General features: G+C 59.4%; 22 protein-coding genes and 3 pseudogenes. 12 read left to right on the forward strand and 13 right to left on the reverse strand.

Features of this window, described 5'->3' with window-relative positions; genetic code table 11:
* Nucleotides 1-27: 27 nt before the first annotated feature.
* Nucleotides 28-435, reverse strand: coding sequence for a divalent metal cation transporter (locus BSY16_RS22000; protein WP_069062014.1), 408 nt, complete (start codon nt 433-435; stop codon nt 28-30).
* Between the two features lie 115 nt (nt 436-550).
* On the opposite strand from BSY16_RS22000, the gene BSY16_RS22005 reads away from it, so the two are divergent.
* Genes BSY16_RS22005 through BSY16_RS32860 form a run of 4 tightly spaced genes read left to right on the forward strand, consistent with a single transcriptional unit; the run spans nt 551 to nt 2,500 of the window.
* A complete protein-coding gene (locus tag BSY16_RS22005; RefSeq protein ID WP_069062015.1) occupies nt 551-1,210 on the forward strand; it encodes a DUF6766 family protein in 660 nt (219 codons plus the stop codon).
* A 38-nt stretch (nt 1,211-1,248) separates the two neighbouring features.
* On the forward strand, nt 1,249-2,055 hold the full coding sequence (gene nadE, locus BSY16_RS22010) for an NAD(+) synthase (protein ID WP_069062016.1): 807 nt from the start codon (nt 1,249-1,251) through the stop codon (nt 2,053-2,055).
* Nucleotides 2,056-2,103: 48 nt separating this feature from the next.
* A complete protein-coding gene (locus tag BSY16_RS22015) occupies nt 2,104-2,316 on the forward strand; it encodes a hypothetical protein (RefSeq protein ID WP_069062017.1) in 213 nt (70 codons plus the stop codon).
* Nucleotides 2,306-2,500, forward strand: coding sequence for a hypothetical protein (locus BSY16_RS32860; RefSeq protein WP_069062018.1), 195 nt, complete (start codon nt 2,306-2,308; stop codon nt 2,498-2,500). Before BSY16_RS22015 ends, BSY16_RS32860 begins: the two co-directional genes overlap by 11 nt.
* Nucleotides 2,501-2,949: 449 nt before the next feature.
* On the opposite strand, the gene BSY16_RS22025 is transcribed toward BSY16_RS32860, so the two are convergent.
* On the reverse strand, nt 2,950-3,567 hold the full coding sequence (locus BSY16_RS22025) for a flavodoxin family protein (RefSeq protein ID WP_069062019.1): 618 nt from the start codon (nt 3,565-3,567) through the stop codon (nt 2,950-2,952).
* A gap of 1,079 nt (nt 3,568-4,646) precedes the next feature.
* On the opposite strand from BSY16_RS22025, the gene BSY16_RS22030 reads away from it, so the two are divergent.
* The 3 genes from BSY16_RS22030 to BSY16_RS22040 all read left to right on the forward strand — a co-directional run bounded on the left by BSY16_RS22030 (nt 4,647) and on the right by BSY16_RS22040 (nt 6,728).
* Nucleotides 4,647-4,949 carry a DUF982 domain-containing protein gene (locus tag BSY16_RS22030; protein ID WP_069062020.1) on the forward strand — a complete coding sequence of 101 codons (303 nt, stop codon included), beginning with the start codon at nt 4,647-4,649 and terminating at the stop codon, nt 4,947-4,949.
* 292 nt (nt 4,950-5,241) lie between these two features.
* Complete coding sequence (locus tag BSY16_RS22035; RefSeq protein WP_286157313.1) at nt 5,242-5,529, forward strand: response regulator; 288 nt, start codon at nt 5,242-5,244, stop codon at nt 5,527-5,529.
* Nucleotides 5,530-5,684: 155 nt separating this feature from the next.
* On the forward strand, nt 5,685-6,728 hold the full coding sequence (locus BSY16_RS22040; protein ID WP_069062021.1) for a sensor histidine kinase: 1,044 nt from the start codon (nt 5,685-5,687) through the stop codon (nt 6,726-6,728).
* 212 nt (nt 6,729-6,940) lie between these two features.
* Here the strand turns inward: BSY16_RS22040 and BSY16_RS22045 are convergent, their stop codons facing one another.
* The 5 genes and pseudogenes from BSY16_RS22045 to BSY16_RS22055 form a co-directional block, all read right to left on the reverse strand.
* A complete protein-coding gene (locus BSY16_RS22045; RefSeq protein WP_069062022.1) occupies nt 6,941-7,459 on the reverse strand; it encodes a hypothetical protein in 519 nt (172 codons plus the stop codon).
* A gap of 95 nt (nt 7,460-7,554) precedes the next feature.
* The gene (locus BSY16_RS32525) at nt 7,555-7,728 is read right to left on the reverse strand and encodes a hypothetical protein (RefSeq protein ID WP_171902472.1); all 174 of its coding nucleotides are present in this window, start codon (nt 7,726-7,728) and stop codon (nt 7,555-7,557) included.
* Nucleotides 7,680-7,835, reverse strand: a pseudogene (locus BSY16_RS31580) (DUF2200 family protein); the annotation flags it as partial. The pseudogene BSY16_RS31580 and the gene BSY16_RS32525, both read right to left, overlap by 49 nt.
* 87 nt (nt 7,836-7,922) lie before the next feature.
* Nucleotides 7,923-8,135 carry a hypothetical protein gene (locus BSY16_RS22050; protein ID WP_150130100.1) on the reverse strand — a complete coding sequence of 71 codons (213 nt, stop codon included), beginning with the start codon at nt 8,133-8,135 and terminating at the stop codon, nt 7,923-7,925.
* A gap of 24 nt (nt 8,136-8,159) precedes the next feature.
* Nucleotides 8,160-8,871 (reverse strand): annotated as a pseudogene (locus tag BSY16_RS22055) (LysR family transcriptional regulator).
* Between the two features lie 159 nt (nt 8,872-9,030).
* Between BSY16_RS22055 and BSY16_RS32865 the strand changes: the two are divergent.
* A pseudogene (locus tag BSY16_RS32865) lies at nt 9,031-9,165 on the forward strand (MFS transporter); the annotation flags it as partial.
* A gap of 133 nt (nt 9,166-9,298) precedes the next feature.
* Here BSY16_RS32865 and BSY16_RS22060 read toward each other — a convergent pair.
* The 3 genes from BSY16_RS22060 to BSY16_RS32875 all read right to left on the reverse strand — a co-directional run bounded on the left by BSY16_RS22060 (nt 9,299) and on the right by BSY16_RS32875 (nt 10,364).
* Nucleotides 9,299-9,793: a BON domain-containing protein gene (locus tag BSY16_RS22060; protein ID WP_069062024.1), complete on the reverse strand. Its 495-nt coding sequence runs from the start codon at nt 9,791-9,793 to the stop codon at nt 9,299-9,301.
* A gap of 159 nt (nt 9,794-9,952) precedes the next feature.
* Nucleotides 9,953-10,192, reverse strand: a complete 240-nt coding sequence (locus tag BSY16_RS32870) for a hypothetical protein (RefSeq protein ID WP_286157314.1) — start codon at nt 10,190-10,192, stop codon at nt 9,953-9,955.
* A complete protein-coding gene (locus BSY16_RS32875; protein WP_286157315.1) occupies nt 10,182-10,364 on the reverse strand; it encodes a sigma factor in 183 nt (60 codons plus the stop codon). Before BSY16_RS32875 ends, BSY16_RS32870 begins: the two co-directional genes overlap by 11 nt.
* Before the next feature lie 174 nt (nt 10,365-10,538).
* Between BSY16_RS32875 and BSY16_RS22070 the strand changes: the two genes are divergently transcribed.
* Complete coding sequence (locus BSY16_RS22070; RefSeq protein WP_069062025.1) at nt 10,539-10,733, forward strand: DUF6894 family protein; 195 nt, start codon at nt 10,539-10,541, stop codon at nt 10,731-10,733.
* A 278-nt stretch (nt 10,734-11,011) separates the two neighbouring features.
* On the opposite strand, the gene BSY16_RS22075 is transcribed toward BSY16_RS22070, so the two are convergent.
* A complete protein-coding gene (locus BSY16_RS22075) occupies nt 11,012-11,605 on the reverse strand; it encodes a general stress protein (RefSeq protein WP_069062026.1) in 594 nt (197 codons plus the stop codon).
* Between the two features lie 24 nt (nt 11,606-11,629).
* A complete protein-coding gene (locus BSY16_RS22080; RefSeq protein ID WP_069062027.1) occupies nt 11,630-11,947 on the reverse strand; it encodes a PepSY domain-containing protein in 318 nt (105 codons plus the stop codon).
* Nucleotides 11,948-12,125: 178 nt separating this feature from the next.
* On the opposite strand from BSY16_RS22080, the gene BSY16_RS22085 reads away from it, so the two are divergent.
* From BSY16_RS22085 to BSY16_RS22095, 3 genes are all read left to right on the forward strand, one after another.
* The gene (locus BSY16_RS22085) at nt 12,126-12,533 is read left to right on the forward strand and encodes a DUF1236 domain-containing protein (protein WP_069062028.1); all 408 of its coding nucleotides are present in this window, start codon (nt 12,126-12,128) and stop codon (nt 12,531-12,533) included.
* A 131-nt stretch (nt 12,534-12,664) separates the two neighbouring features.
* Nucleotides 12,665-14,101: a sensor histidine kinase gene (locus tag BSY16_RS22090; protein WP_286157316.1), complete on the forward strand. Its 1,437-nt coding sequence runs from the start codon at nt 12,665-12,667 to the stop codon at nt 14,099-14,101.
* Nucleotides 14,098-14,757, forward strand: coding sequence for a LuxR C-terminal-related transcriptional regulator (locus BSY16_RS22095; protein WP_069062029.1), 660 nt, complete (start codon nt 14,098-14,100; stop codon nt 14,755-14,757). Before BSY16_RS22090 ends, BSY16_RS22095 begins: the two co-directional genes overlap by 4 nt.
* Here the strand turns inward: BSY16_RS22095 and BSY16_RS22100 are convergent.
* Nucleotides 14,754-15,164: a hypothetical protein gene (locus BSY16_RS22100; RefSeq protein WP_069062030.1), complete on the reverse strand. Its 411-nt coding sequence runs from the start codon at nt 15,162-15,164 to the stop codon at nt 14,754-14,756. The two genes, BSY16_RS22095 and BSY16_RS22100, sit on opposite strands and share 4 nt — an antisense overlap.
* Nucleotides 15,165-15,306 lie beyond the last annotated feature (142 nt).

Raw genomic sequence — 15,306 nt, forward strand, 5'->3', positions numbered from 1 at the left:
ACGTCGAATTTAGGTCCGCTCCTCTTCTCAACGGAATACCAGCTTCGCAGTTGCTGCCGATGCAATCACACCGGTCGCCGCCCTGCCCCCAGTGATGAGAATTGGCCGGGCCGTGAATTGCTTCATCCGGGAACTGCGGCTCACCACCATCATGATGCCAACCGTGATCGGGACAGCAAAGAACCAATTGCTCACAGCACTCCAGAACAGGTCGGTGACCGGATTGATCGGCGTGAATTCGAGACCGAAACCGAGGAAGGTCGCGGCGCTGATCACGGCGTAAAATCCTTTGGCCTCCCACGGCGTGCTTTCGAGGCTGCAGTTCCAGCTGAAACATTCCGAAGCGGCATACGCTGCGGAACCTGCGAGCACGGGGATCGACAACGTGCCCGTCCCGATCATGCCGAGGCTGAACACGATAAATGCAAAGTACACCTACGCCGCCGCTGGCCGACCTGGCAGATTCGTGCAGAGGCGATGCAAGCCCGTGAGGAACTTTGTCCTTTCCGGGCGGTTTTCACGGCGCACCGTATTGCGTGGAGGACAGCCAGTGAAATTTCTTCGGGACAACGGCTTAACGATCGTCTTGATGATCGCAACGACGGCAACTCTGCTGGGGATGCTGCTGACAGGAGTCTCTGTCTACAATGACGAACTGATCCAGCATCATCAGCCTACGGTATCCACGACCGCATACCTGACCAGCGGGCATTTCCTGTCCTCCCTGTTCGAGAACTGGGAAAGCGAGTTCCTGCAGATGTCGGCCTATGTCGTCCTCACGGCTTTCCTCTTCCAGCGCGGCTCGGCTGAATCGAAGGATCCGGAGGGCAGCGCGAAGCAGGACCAGGATCCTGCGAGCCCTGCCGATGACCTCAATGCTCCTCTGCCCGTCCGGCTTGGCGGGTTATCGGCCAGTCTATACGCCTACTCGCTTGGAATCGTGCTTTTCGTCCTTTTCGTCCTGAGCTTTGCATTCCATCTGGAGCACAGCGCAGCCGCCGAAGCCGTCGAGGCCCTAAGCCACGGTGAACCCGCGCCGACGATCTGGCAGCACGCGGGCAGTCCGAAATTCTGGTTCGAATCCTTCCAGAACTGGCAGTCCGAATTCCTGTCCACGGCTGTTCTCGTGGTCCTCTCGATTTTTCTGCGCTTTCGCGGTTCGCCGGAGTCAAAACCAGTTGCCGCGCCGCATTCCAAAACGGGAGGATAGGCGACGCCCAAACAGACTTCACGGAGAGATGGGACGTAATGGAGCAGTCAGCAATTATCGAAGCTCTTGGGGTTCAACGCAATTTCGACGCCGCGCACGAAATCGCCGGGCGCGTCCAGTTTCTAAAGAGCTACCTCATCGACAGCCGGCAGACAGCCTACGTGCTCGGCATCAGCGGGGGCGTGGATTCCTTGGCCGCCGGCTTGCTAGCCCAGCGTGCCGTGCGGGAGCTGCGCGAGGATGGGCGCGTCGCCACCTTCATCGCGGTCCGCCTCCCCTATGGTGTCCAGGCAGACGAACACGACGCGGCGGCGGCTGTCGCCGCCATCCGCCCGGACCGCGTCATCACGGTGGACATCAAGCCGGGCGCCGACAGCCTGATGGCGGCCGTGCTTGCCGGCGGCACCGATCCCGACATGCGCCATCATTTCATCCTCGGGAACGTGAAAGCACGTCAGAGGATGATAGCGCAATATGCGATTGCTGGAGTTGCCTCCGGCCTCGTCATCGGCACCGACCACGCCGCCGAAGCGCTGATGGGCTTTTATACCAAGTTCGGCGATGGCGCCGCCGATGTCCCCCCCCTCGCCGGGCTCAACAAAAGACGGGTCCGCGCCGTGGCCGCCACGCTCGGCGCACCGGATCCGCTCGTATGGAAGGTTCCCACGGCCGGTCTCGAATCCGATGCGCCGCTTCGTCCCGACGAAGAGGTCTACGGCGTGACCTATGATCAGATCGACGATTTCCTGAAGTGGCGGGCCATCGAGCCCGCAGCGGCCGAGCCGATCGTGTCGGCCTACAAGGCAAGTGCCCACAAACGGGCGCTCCCCGTTCCAGCGCGATAATGGAACATCGCAAGGGCCGCGCGGTTAGTACCGAAAAGGAGACACGATATGGGAATCAACAAACCTCGGGACGGCGCACCCGGCACGACCGAGCAATCCCCGCGCTGGGAAGGACCCGAAGAGTCCAGACCCCGCGGCTATCTTCCGGCCAAGGACGATCCCGACACCGCACGTGACGCAGCGGGCGAGACAAACAAGGATCCGGAACGCAACCGCGCATCCGACGCCTTGAAAGCGAAGGAACGCCGCGATGGAGAATAGGCGCGAAAAGAAAGGCGCGTTCGCCCCATCTCAGGCTGACCGCAAAGCCAACGGTGTTGCCAGCGCAAAGCCGACCGTCATCACCGGCTCCGAGGATGCCACCGTGAACCGGGACCCGCCCGGCAGAAAACGGCAAAAGGACTGGGATGTCGGGTTCGACGACGAACAGCCGGACCGGTCATAATGGAACGTCAAGCGGCACGCATCGGGAGTTGTAGAAATCCTATCCCGCCGACGCCCTGATCCACCTCACCCCAGTATATTTTGGTTCTTTGGCCGCAGTGTCGACGGCGTTTTCTCCACGCGCTGCGGGGCCGGCACGGACGCCAGGAAGCCGTCTTATCTCGAGCGGCGCAGCCGCAGGTCCGCGTTAGGGAGAGGACGGTGGGAACAAAGTGGTCAAGGCGCCCTGATAGGCCGCACGACAGGCATCTTGGCTCTCGCCCTCGCCATCACGGTTGTGGAAGTCGGCGATCAGCTTCAGGTCTCCCACGAATCGAGTGCGTTCGGCCTGGCGGTCATCATGATCACGCCGCGCCCCTTCGAAGTGACACCAGGCGATCGGCTCGGAATGCGGTTGTGCGAAGGCCGGTGCAAGGCGTGTTGTCGATCGAGTTGGAGCCATGCTCGAGCTCACTTCCCCTCCCCTGGATACTGAGTCTGCTTCAGCAGACCCGCCAGATGAACGGTGTTACGCGCCAACATTGACATCATCGTTTCGACTGCCTCAGGAGTCTTTTCGAGGTCGACGAAATTCGTCGAGCCCATCGCTTCGCCGACCCAGTAGGCCACGGCGTTGGCAGGGATGGTAAAACCGACATCGTTGAGGGCCTGAAATACCTCGGCAGAGACATGATGGGCGCCGTCTTCATTTCCGACAACCGCGACTGCCGCCACTTTGCCGTAGGAGACCATCCGGCCCTGCTCGTCGGTCTCCTCCAAGAACGCGTCCATCCGTTCCAGCGCCCGTTTGCAGACACTCGAGGGCTGTCCCAGCCAGATAGGCGTGCCGATCAACAGAATATCGGCATTAAGAACTTTCTTCCTGATCTCTGGCCAGGCGTCTCCCTCTCCTTCATCCGAGCTGACACCAGGTTTGATGTCGTGATCGGCCAGCCGGACGACCTCGGTCTCGACGCCGTGCTTCTGGAATTCCTCGGCAATCATTTCAAGTAGCTTGCTTGTCGAGGACTTCTCCGAGGAACTCGAGGATTTCAGGGTGCTGTTGAAGGCCAAAGCGTGAAGGGTCATGGCATTGCTCTCCAATGGATGCTCAGACGGACGGCGGCTTTCGACATGCCTCGCCATGCCGACATCGCGGGCGAAAAATCACGGTAGTCCTGGATAAGGCCCATACGGTCCGCCATGTTCCTTGGTTTGTTGTCGATATTCCTCTGTCATCATGGATCCGAGCCAGAGGCCGGGTTGCGGCGATATCGTCCGCTTCGCTCGTCCCGCTGCAGACCGCCTTACCGAGAACGGCACCCACGCTTCTAATATCGAGGTCCGCGCCAGCCGAGCCGTTGGCACAAGCGTTGTGGATCGCACACCAGTGCACTCCTCTCGTATCTAGGCACCGCTGCATGAGGGAGCCGATTCGAGGATACAAATGCCATGCAAAGCTGTCGCCATGCCGTCCGAGATCTCGCGCCTGCCGAACGGCGGGAACGCGCAATCCGCACCATCGACAAGCGCCTTGAGAAAATCAGCCGCAGCAATCAGCCCGTTCTAATGAACGCGCGCATCCTGCTGAACGCCCTCGCGCGCTGCGAGAGACCTGGGGCCGACGCGCGGCCAGCACTGTTCACATCAGATACTGTACGAGCCGATGCGAAATTTAGACCGCGTCGGTCGTACAGGGGCCCGGTCGAGCGATACGAGGCGCTCGCGGGCCTCCGCTTGCCATTGCCCCAACCTCAAGATTTTACGGGTTGCGTCGCGCACGCCCCGGCGACAAATTCACGTGCTCGCGAATCTGACTGCGATCAGCATGCCTATGAGAGGACACACATGGCCTATGATTGGACCGGCGAAGCAACCCGGAGAAAAAGCCGCTTGAAGCTCGCTTCGGCAGTACTTTTGAGCCTTGCCGTCGTTGTCGGTGTTCCAGCGATGGTAGTGCCATTTTTGTAGGCAACGCTAACCACGTCAATCGCAGCAGTAACCTGACCGCCCTCACCCGGCGCAAGTCGGTTCGGCCCCGCCTATGCGATGTTACTGAGCGGCTTCGGATCGCAGGCTGAACAGCAATTCCTGTCTTAACGTACTTGAACCGGAGCGCGATCAAACCATATCGAATATGCCAGATGGCTTTTGAAAGGAGGATTTCGATGCTAGCTGACATATTCTTCTCGACGCCCCTGCATGTACACCTGTCCAATGGGCTGAGCCGCACCTTCGACAGCGTCAACGACACCCTCGACTTTCTCGAGAATGAATGGCCGCTTCGTCATGGCGAGCGCTATAAGCGCGCTTGCAAGAAGTGCCGCGCCGCGCTCCTTCGCCACACGCCGGTCGCCATTGCGCGTGAAGCGTTCGTTGCCGCATGCCTCGAGGCGGGCTTGCCCATTCAAGGATTACCGCCAAGGTGGCAGCGATCCGAATGCTCCGCCCCGCCGCGGATGAGTGCCTGATTGCAGGGCCGCCCACCTCGATACGGCGGGCGGCTTTCCAAACGAAAGATCGTGTCAATGGAAGCGGTCTCGCCGCGGGCGGTCGAGATGTCAATACGCTTCTCAACCTGCCTGCCAACCGCTTACCAGCGCATGTCAAACACCTCCTTACGGCAGAATTCCTTTCGCCCGATCCACCTTATGTAGTTCACCCGTTTCGATGTCGTTTCCCGCGCAAACACGCGTCGATATCTTTTCCTTGGACGACGGAACGTCGTCGGCCTTCGAGGGTTGGTGGGTATAAGAATATCCCATGTTCAAGGTACTGGTCGTCGAAGACGACGTGCTGATCCGGCTGACGATAGTCGATGCTCTGCATGAGGCTGGCTTCGAGGTTCTTGAGGCAGGCACCGCGGAAGACGCGATCAATATGATGAACGAGGACACGATCCATCTCCTCTTCACCGACATCCAGTTGCCGGGCAAGCTGACAGGGATTGATGTCGCGCACGCGGTTACGAAGCGTTTCCCGGATGCCGGAATTATCGTGGTATCCGGCCGGCTGAGCCCCGAAGACATCGCGTTGCCATCGGGGGGCTGAGTTTTTCGCGAAACCCTATAGCTCCGACACGATCGTTGCCCGCCTGAATGTCATGGCTCAGCGATAGGGTCTTGACCGAATGACTTGCGAACGCAGTTATAAAACGCCGTCATCCGTGGCATAAACGTCTGAACGAGACGCCACGGGACGCCCCCATGAAGATCGCCCTTGCCACTGACAAGATCTCCTCAAGAGAGCATTTCCTTGAGGCAATCGTTCAAAGCGCCATCGACTATGCCATCATTTCCATGGACCTTGATGGCCTTGTCACCAGTTGGAACGAAGGTGCGCGCAAGATTCTGGGTTGGACGCCCGCGGAGATGGTCGGAAAACCCGCAACAGCTTTCTTCACACAGGAAGACCGGGAAAACGGTGTCCCACAGAAGGAAATGACGGCCGCACTCGAAAGAGGCCGGGGCAATGACGAGCGGTGGCACCTGCGAGCGGACGGCACCACATTCTGGGCGTCCGGCGAGATGATGGCATTGCGTGCCCCCGACGACGACGTCATCGGTTTTATCAAGATCCTTCGGGACCGGACTCAGGAGCGCGAACGCGTCGAGCGTGAGCGCCTCCTCATGCACGAACTCGGCCATCGCATGAAGAATACGCTGTCGGTCGTTCAGGCGATCGTGACGCAATCGCTGCGGAACGCAGGCTCGCTGGAGGATGCATCGGAAAAGCTCCTGTCGCGGATTGCGGCCTACGCACGGGCGCATGAGGCCCTGCTGCAGAAGGATTGGACGAGTGCGACGCTCGCGACCTTGGTCGACGCCGCGCGCACGACCATCGGATTGGAGGGAAGCGAGCGCATCACATCCGTCGGACCCGACGTCGAGCTGGGACCGCAGGCGGCCCTCTCATTCTCGCTGGTCCTTCACGAACTCCTGACGAATGCTGCGAAATACGGGGCACTGTCCAATACCGATGGACGGGTCGACATCACTTGGAACATCGAATGCCGCGATAAGGCCGAGGTCCTCGTGGTTTCCTGGCGGGAGATCGATGGCCCGCGCATCCTGAAACCCACACCCGGACGTGAGGGGTTCGGATCCCGCCTTATCGTTTCCAGTCTTGCCGCCTATGGCGAGGCGAATGTCACTTACGCGTCGGAAGGCATGATGCTTGTCGCTGAACTGTTGCTCGCCAAGCTGCAGTTCCGCAACGACGTGTCGCAGCTCGATCGCCCGATGCCCTAAGGGACGGCGCGAAACGCGGCTGCCGCCATCGGCAATTCACGATTACGCCCCCCTCACCCGGCCGCCCAACTTCGAAAGAGCCGGCTTCAGAAGCCGATGGAGACGCTTGTCCGAGCGACGATCAACATTGCGGGAGGAGCCGGGCGTGAACAAAGCCCTCGTCCCAGCATTCGTGCAAGGTATGATCGGCATTCATCATACTTTGCACACCGTCAATCGGCGATGAACTCACAGGCCAGTAAGGTCTTACCGTTCAAGGCGTTGCCTTCGCGGGCCACGATGAACACCTTGCCCGGCCCGGCAAGCCCTTCCGCCGGCTGCAGCGCGCTTGCGAGTTGTCGCGCATAACCCTTGCTGGACGTGCCCATCAGGTCGTTGGTTTCAGGAGACAAACCGTATTTGGCAGCCAACTCGTGGGCACGCTGCCCTTCGATCAAGACGCCGACGGCACTGCCGGCGAAAAGCACTTCATCGCTCTCAAACCCATCACGACCTATTTGATAAGGAAGCTTGTAGATTGCCGCGCCCAACCCGGACGTATCGGGCTTTGCAAGCTTCTCGGCCGCCTCATACAGCACGGTCGCAGCGTCCAGAGAGTAAGGCGGATTGCAAAGAGCTGCATCATAGAACGCGGCGTCGGTTGCTTCAGCTGCAACGCTACCGGCCTGGAGCGCGGCGATGGCAAGATATGCGCTGAGCATCGGACGATTTACGAATTTTGTCCTGAACATCGAAATTTCCGTTTCGTAGGCGACTGAACGCCGTCCAGCTAAAAGAGGCGGCGTTTGGGGAACCCTCCCTAACACAGGCGCGCACGAACGCGCACCTATGGAACTAACAGCAGAATCGCAATACCGATCAACAGCGGACCTGCCCACCGAAATTGCCTGACGATGCGGTTTAACCAGTCTTGCCGCGTACCAGTGTCGAAATAGCCAAAACCCGCGGCCGTCATCCAAACGCCGGCAACGAACATAATGAGCTGGTCAATATGGGCCATCTGTCATCGGTCCCTATTCTCGCGGGACTTTTCTCCATCGCCCTGCCTGTTGCGAATTCGTCGATAAGCTTGTCCAGATACCGGATTTCCAGCATGGCCGGTTCCTGATTGGGACACGGCGCATGCAGCGCGCTCATGTCAGCATACCGCCAATGTAACGTCTCAGTGGCGTATACAGTGCTGAACCAGCGACCCTAATCCGCACGGATCATGGCGATAAACAGATCAAGGGCGGCTGACATGGTTTGCGGCGCAGGTTTTTCGACCTTCCACTCCTCGAAATGCCCGTCGATCCACATTCGGGCAACACCGTAAATGAAAGCGCGAGACGAAAACACGAGATCGTCGCCGGAAATCCCGGGCCAAAGTCTGCCTTCACGTTGCGCGCGCTCGATGAGTTCGACCATGATGAGTCGGATCGGCATACGCCTTTAACCCAGCTTCATCGTGCTGTTGTGGCGCAAGGCATCCACGCGACCTTGAACGCCGGCGAATTCTGGTGACGGCTCGGGTAATAGAGATAGTAGCCGGAGAACATCGGCGACCAGTCGTCGAGGTGCGCATGTTGATACAATCATGGCCGATGAGATCCTGCGGGGTCTGCGGCACGCCCCGCTCGGCGAAGTAGCGCGGCGCGCCGACCGCGACCAGCCGCCAGTCCGGCCCGATGCGCACGGCGATCATGTCCTTCTCCAGGCTCTCGCCGAGCCGGACGCCGGCGTCGAACCCATCCTCGACGATATTGCGCAGGCCGTTGTCCCGGCTGAGCTCAAGTTTGATGTCGGGATAGTCGGCGAGAACCGGCCGCAGCTTCGGCCATACGAGGTCTTCGAGCGCATAGTCCGCAAGCGTGATGCGCACCGTGCCGGACGGTTTGTCGCGATAGGCCGTCAGCGCGGCGATATCCGTTTCGATTCCGGCGATGCGCGGCGCCAGCGACTGGCGTAGCCGCTCGCCCGCCTCCGTCGTGGAAACGCTTCGGGTCGTGCGCGCCAGAAGCCGCAGCCCCATGCCCGTTTCAAGCCGTTTGATCGTGTGGCTCAGCGTCGATTGCGTGATGCCGATCTTGGCCGCCGCTTTCGTAAAGCTGCGCTCCTCCGCCACGACCAGAAACCACAACAGGTCATTGAAATTCTCGCGCACCGCTCGCTCCCCGCCGACACTCTCATTCCTAATTTATGGCTTCAGTCGATAAGTTCAAACGAATTCGAACGCCTAATCATCGCAATCGTCTGATGCTATCTCTCATGGCAATCAAAGTGCCCGGCTCTCCTACGGGCCGGCAAATTCTGCGAAGGATTCATGGACACCAACTACGACGACAAACTGGTGAAGCCGCAGGCAGCCTGGGGCGCGGTGTTCTCGATGGCTCTGTGCGTCGCCGTGCTCATCGCCTCCGAGTTCATGTCGGTCAGCTTGCTGACGCCCGTCGCCCAACTCGTCCGGCTCGAAAGTCCCTTTGGAAGTGTAGCTGCCTACGCCCGCCTCCTCTGTGCGACAGGCATGAGTCTAGGTCCGTATAGGTGCGATTCAAAGCGGTATCATAGTACGAAATCGTACGGAGGAATTTTTAATCCGTCACGTCGTGAGGTAAATGGCTGTCCACACCACGCGCGAGAAGCCCGTCAGCCTCTACGTCACGCACCCCTTTCACACGGCGCAGGAAGCCGATGAGGTGGCGGCGATCCTCTTCGCTATCGACGGCGCCGTCGAGCACCGCAACGCCGTCGCGGATAGTGAGCTCAAGCGTTGCAAGATCGACCCTGTCGTCGCCTTCGAGCGCCTCGATGATGCGCGCCTCGAGATCGCCATCGGCGATGATATCGCCCGTTTCATCCACAAACGGCAGTGGCGCGCCGTCGACGTCCCGCGCGGCGGGATCACGCGTGATCGCGATACCCTCGTTGTCCAGCTGGTCCAGATCAGCGCCGGGGCTTCCGTAAGGCAAGTTCTGCGCGGCTCGACGCGCATCGTCATCGTCCGGATAGGGCCAGCCGTCGCGGGTGTCCCGCTCCTCGTAGTCCCGAAAATCCTCCTCACGAGAGACTTGTTTGCGATCGGTCATCGTCTTGCTCCGCGGTTTGATCGACAAATGATGATAGCCAATCGCTCAGACCGGCGTTTGTTCCGGAGAACACCTACAACCGCGCCGCTGTTCGTCATTGCGCGCCCGGGCGGCCGATGTCGTCTTCGAGCATCTTACGCGCACGGTTGACCCTGCTTTTCACCGTGCCGATCCACAGTCGCACAGCCGCGCGGTATCGATGTAGCTGACGCCCATCGCCACGAGCAGCAACGTACGGCGCGAGCGCGGCGGAAGGCGGCGCAGGGCGCAGCGCAATTCGCTGCGGCGAACCGCCCATTCCTGCGGCGCCATGATGCTCGCCCGTTCTAGCAGGCCGTCATCCAGTCCAACAGGCTCCCGGCAGCGGCGGCGATATTCCGTGTTGAAGCTATTGCGCATTATCGTGAAGAGCCACGAGCGAAGTTTTTGTGTTGGGGTGAAACTGATGCGAGGACCGAAGCGCCCGCACCACCGTTTCGTGAGTCAGGTCCTCCCGGTCGCTGGCCGAACGGGTCAACTGCTGGGCGAAGCGCCTCAGCGCGGGCAACTGGGCTTCTATGCCGGCCTGCACCGTCTGAGAAACGGGTTAGGAGACCAAGGCGTCCATTCATTCCTCCATTTCGAAGGAAACGAGACGGGCGCGCGGAAGTTGCCGTACGATAGCGTACAGATGCGGCTGGAAAGAAAATGGAACACTTGGCGACTTCGCCAGTCCCTATGGAAGCAATGACGCTGCACGGCGACTATGACCCAATACTTCTTCCACATTTGCAGCCGAACGGAACTGATCGAAGACCGGGAGGGTGCGGATTTCGATACGCTGGACGCCGACCTTGCTGAGGCCCGTCTTGCAGCGCGCGAGATCCTGGCCGAGGATCTGCGAAAGGGGCACGTCTATGAAACGCGTCTCTTCGAATCGTCGATGAACGGGGGCAGCTGATGGCGCGGGTGCCCTTCAAGGCGGTCTTTTTGAAATCGCGCTTTCCGCGGTATGTCGAGAGATTGATCAACGCTTCAATCATCCAAAAACCCACTTTTTGCGCTAAGATGCGCCGAGCGTAGATAGGCGGCTTAGCGCAGGCCGAGGAACGAAAGGACTAAAAGGACGACGACGATGAGGCCAACAATATAGATGATGCGGTTCATGACTGTTCTCCGATTCCCAATATTATCCCGCAGACGACGGCAGGCGGCTCCAGAGCCGCCTGCCTTAAAAAACTAGCGGCGGTATCTCAGCCGCTCCTGTTCAATCTCCGCCGGGCCATAGGGATCGAGAGTGTCGTCAAAGCGCGACCAGCCTTGCTCCGTATAGGCCGCGCGACGGGCAGTCGGATCGACCCAGTTATTCTGGCGAAGGATGGCCTCCGCTTCCGCGTATACGCTCTCGTCCACGCGCGCCGTCACGAGCGTGCCGCCTCGACGAACGCCTTCCGCATAGATATGCGCATGATCCTCAGGAACGCCAGATTCCGTCAGGGCACCGATAAGACCACCGGCGGCGCCGCCAGCCACAGCGCCTGCAACGGCACCCGCGGCCGTTGCTGCGAGCCACCCCGCGGCGACAACGGGACCGACGCCCGGGATGGCCATAATTCCGAGGCCTGTGAGCAGCCCGCCGACACCGCCGACGGCAGCGCCGATGCCAGCACCCGTGCCGGCGCCTTCCGCGGCATTGTTGTCATTGCCATGTCGCTTGTCGGCATTGTTGGAAACGATGCTGATATCGCTGGAGGGCACGCCGCGCGCCTCAAGGGCGCTGACGGCCGTGCTCGCATCCGAATAGTCATCGAACAGTCCAGTAACGGTTTTCATTGGAAATCTCCTGAATTGTGAAGGTTACTTGGCGACGATATTGCCCTGGTAGTCGAGCGTGACGGCCACGGCTTTGCCGTCCTTCATCGCCTTGGCCTGCCAGACACCCTTGTCGTCGAGGGTAAGACCAGTGACATCCGCGTATCCGGCTTCGGTGATGCGTTCCTTCGCCTGGTCCTCGGTGAAGCTGTTGGCCCCCTCGACCGGCGCGGTCGCGTTCTTGGTATCCGGTGTGGCGACCGCAGGCGTGTCGCCTTCGGTGGTCGTCGTGGTGGACGTCTGAGCGAAGGCGCTAAACGTCGATGCGCCGATAAGCGCTGCAGCTAGGAAGAGTTTTTTCATAATAGGTCCTCATTTCAGTGAGTTATGTAGTGAGACACAAACGATACTTTGGCAAAATGGTTCCGGTCAGGCGCCTGGATCAGACCTTTGTCCCTATCAGGGCGGGCATTGGTCCAATCGCCGGAACCTTCCATACTCAAAGCGCTTCCTTTGCCGTCCAACCCAAAGGAGTGGAACAATGAAACTTAACCTTCTTGCATCGGCTGCCATGGCGGCCGCTCTCTTCACATCGCCGGTGATGGCCGATGACGACAATGATGGTGCCGTAACGGGCGCTGCGGGTGGTGCCGTGACCGGCGCAGTGGTTGGTGGCCCCGTGGGTGCCGCCGTCGGCGGTGTCGTTGGTGCCATCGCGGGGACCGCGCTCGATCCGCCGCCACGAAAGGTAGTTACCTACGTCGAACAACAGCCTATTCCGACCGACACAATTGTCGTCGAGGAAGTGGTGGAGGTCGGCAAGCCCTTGCCGAAGACCGTTGTTCTGACGCCCATCCCCGAAGATCCGACCTACGCCTACGCCGTGGTCAACAAGCAGAGGGTCATCGTCGATCCGAGCACGTACACAGTCGTACAGGTATTGAACTGATGCACTCGCCTGCCCTCCTCAACGAGGGCAGGCGGCCCCCGCATGGAACTAAAGCTCCCTTCGCTCGTTTGCCGGATCAGCTTGGGCATGCTGGTCGTGAGGTGGCGAGGAGACGGAGGGTGCTAACGCGCGTGAACGCGGCAGATCCAGCGTGTATAGGATCGAGACACCAGGCTCCAACTCTTTCGTTTTGGGGGCGTCAAACCCTCGCCCGACAGTTTCTCATCGCCGGCAGCGCTTTCTCTCTGGCGGCGATGGCGCTTGTCGGGGTATTCGTTACACATCTCATAGAGCAGACCGTTACCCGTAATGCCGCCGCCTCCACAGCTCTTTACGTCGATAGCATAATTGCTCCCCTCCTCCCTGATATGGCGAGCAACGATATTCTGGACGAGACGAGTAGCCGCGCCCTTGATGAAACCCTTGCGCAAGGTCCGTTGGGCGAGCGGCTAAAAGCATTTCGTCTATGGGCTCGTGACGGCCGGATCCTCTATTCGAGTGACCCATCTCAAATCGGAAGACAATTTACCCCAAGTGAGGATTTGCAAAAGGCATTCGGCGGAGAGCTTGTTGCCGAGTTCGACGAACTCGATGATATCGAAAGTGCGGCCGAGCGGGAGTCTGGCCTTCCGCTCCTGGAGATCTACAGCCCGCTTCTTCAGCCGTGGTCCGGTGAGATCGTTGCAGTAACTGAGTTTTACGAGGTTGCTGAGGATTTGAAGGTAGATCTAGCCGTCGCCCGTTGGCAGAGTTGGAGCGCGGTGGCGGCGGTAACGCTTGCCTTCTTTTTCACGCTATCGGCCATTGTGTTCCGAGGAAGCAGAACAATCGACCTCCAGAGCAAGGAACTCGAGTCTCGCGTTGCAGAACTTACACTGCTTCTCGGCCAAAATGATGCACTTAAGTCTCGAATTCAGCGCGCAGCCGCTGCCACGACTGCCCTCAACGAAAACTACCTCCGCAATATCGGAGCTGACCTTCACGACGGTCCGGCACAACTGGTGGCTTTTGCCGGCTTGCGGATCGATAGTGGTCTGTTGACTGATCCCGCCACTTCTACGGAACGTCGACAGACGGAGGTCAGCGTCATCAAGACCAGTCTGGACGAGGCAATGACCGAGATACGCACCATATGCAGCGGTCTGGTGCTGCCGCATATTGAGTCGATTCGTCTTGAAGAAATGTTGGCAGAATTGCTCAACAGTTATCGCTCACGCACCGGCAAGGCTGTCGAGTTGCGCAACAGTTCTACAATTTCAGTTTTGCCAGTCGCAGCAAAAATCTGCATTTATCGCTTCATTCAGGAGGCTCTTAACAACGGTTACAAACACGCTGCCGGGGCAGGCCAGTGGGTCAACATCGCGGAGCATGGTGAAGGTATTGAGGTCCAAGTTGGCGACGCTGGACCAGGGCTCTCCCACCAACGTCCAAGCGGTAGCAGCATTGGTTTGGCGGGGATGAGAAACCGGGTTGAGAGCCTGGGTGGGACATTCAGCGTAGCGGCGGCCCCCGCCGGCACCATAGTGACAATGAGCCTGCCGCTGCACGACATGGAGATACCGACATGAGTACCATCCGCGTTGCGGTCGTGGACGACCATCCAATCTTCCGGGAGGGGGTTGCAAGTTGCCTAATGGACATCGGTGGTTACGACATCGTCGGTAAAGGCGGAAGTTGTGAGGATGCCCTAGCGATCGCCCAACAGGCAAACCCAGACGTCATGCTATTGGATATCTCACTGCCGGGAGGAGGCCTCAACGCGGTAGCCTCGATCCTGGATCGGCGGCCGGCGCAAAAAATCATCATACTAACCGTATCGGAATCTCACTCCGATATCGCAACGGCCTTGAAGCTGGGAGCTAAGGGCTACGTGCTTAAAGGTGTCGGGTCGCGGATGCTCTCCGAAATCTTACGCGCTGTGCACGGCGGGGAAATGTATCTGTCGCCAACCCTATCCGCACGGATGATCGCCGGTCTGTCTCACGCTCCATCCTCGACCGGTTCCGCAGGTGTTGGCGAGCTGACAGAGCGCGAGCATGCCGTTCTGCGCCTTGTCGCCGCGGGCTTGAGCAATAAACGCATTGCGCGCGATCTCGACCTTCATGAAAAGACGATCAAACATCATTTGACGCGCATATTCACAAAACTGAACGTCAGCAACAGGACCGAGGCGGCGATGGTCTTTCGGGACGCAGGTCAGAGGGCCCGCCCTTACGTTGGCTAGGGCACGATCGTCTTCAACCAAAGACGCATACGGTCCTGCGCCGTTGCCTTGCGGTTCACAATTGTTCGACCTCTCGAATCCTTCATAATGAAGCGGCCCTTGACGACTTGCTCCAGGTAGCCATTGCGATAGCGAACGGCAATGGAGTTGGGTGTGACTTCCTTCTTGGCGACTGAGGCGGCGCGCCCCTTTGCCTTGCCATTCGAGCCATTCTGTCCCTTGCTGCCTTTGCTGTCGGATCCGCCCTTATCGCCCCGGCCACCGCCATTGCCGTTCTTCGCATCGGCGCTGGCAAGGCTAACGGATGGCGCGCTTGCTCTCCAACTGACATCAACCGGCACTGCAGCGACCGCCAAGGCTACGGTGAGCGAAATTACAGTTGTCGCGGGTCTATTGGCCTTCATCATGCATATCCTGCACTCTTGTCGTCGAAACGCGCAAGGACACTATACGTTCATACATGCAGTGGAAGTCGGTGCATATGTCGAGATCACCCGATCCATTGGTCCAGTCTGGACAGGCCTTTAGTCCAATCCTTACCGGCAGAAG

The organism is Sinorhizobium sp. RAC02 (assembly GCF_001713395.1).
Lineage (GTDB): Bacteria > Pseudomonadota > Alphaproteobacteria > Rhizobiales > Rhizobiaceae > Shinella.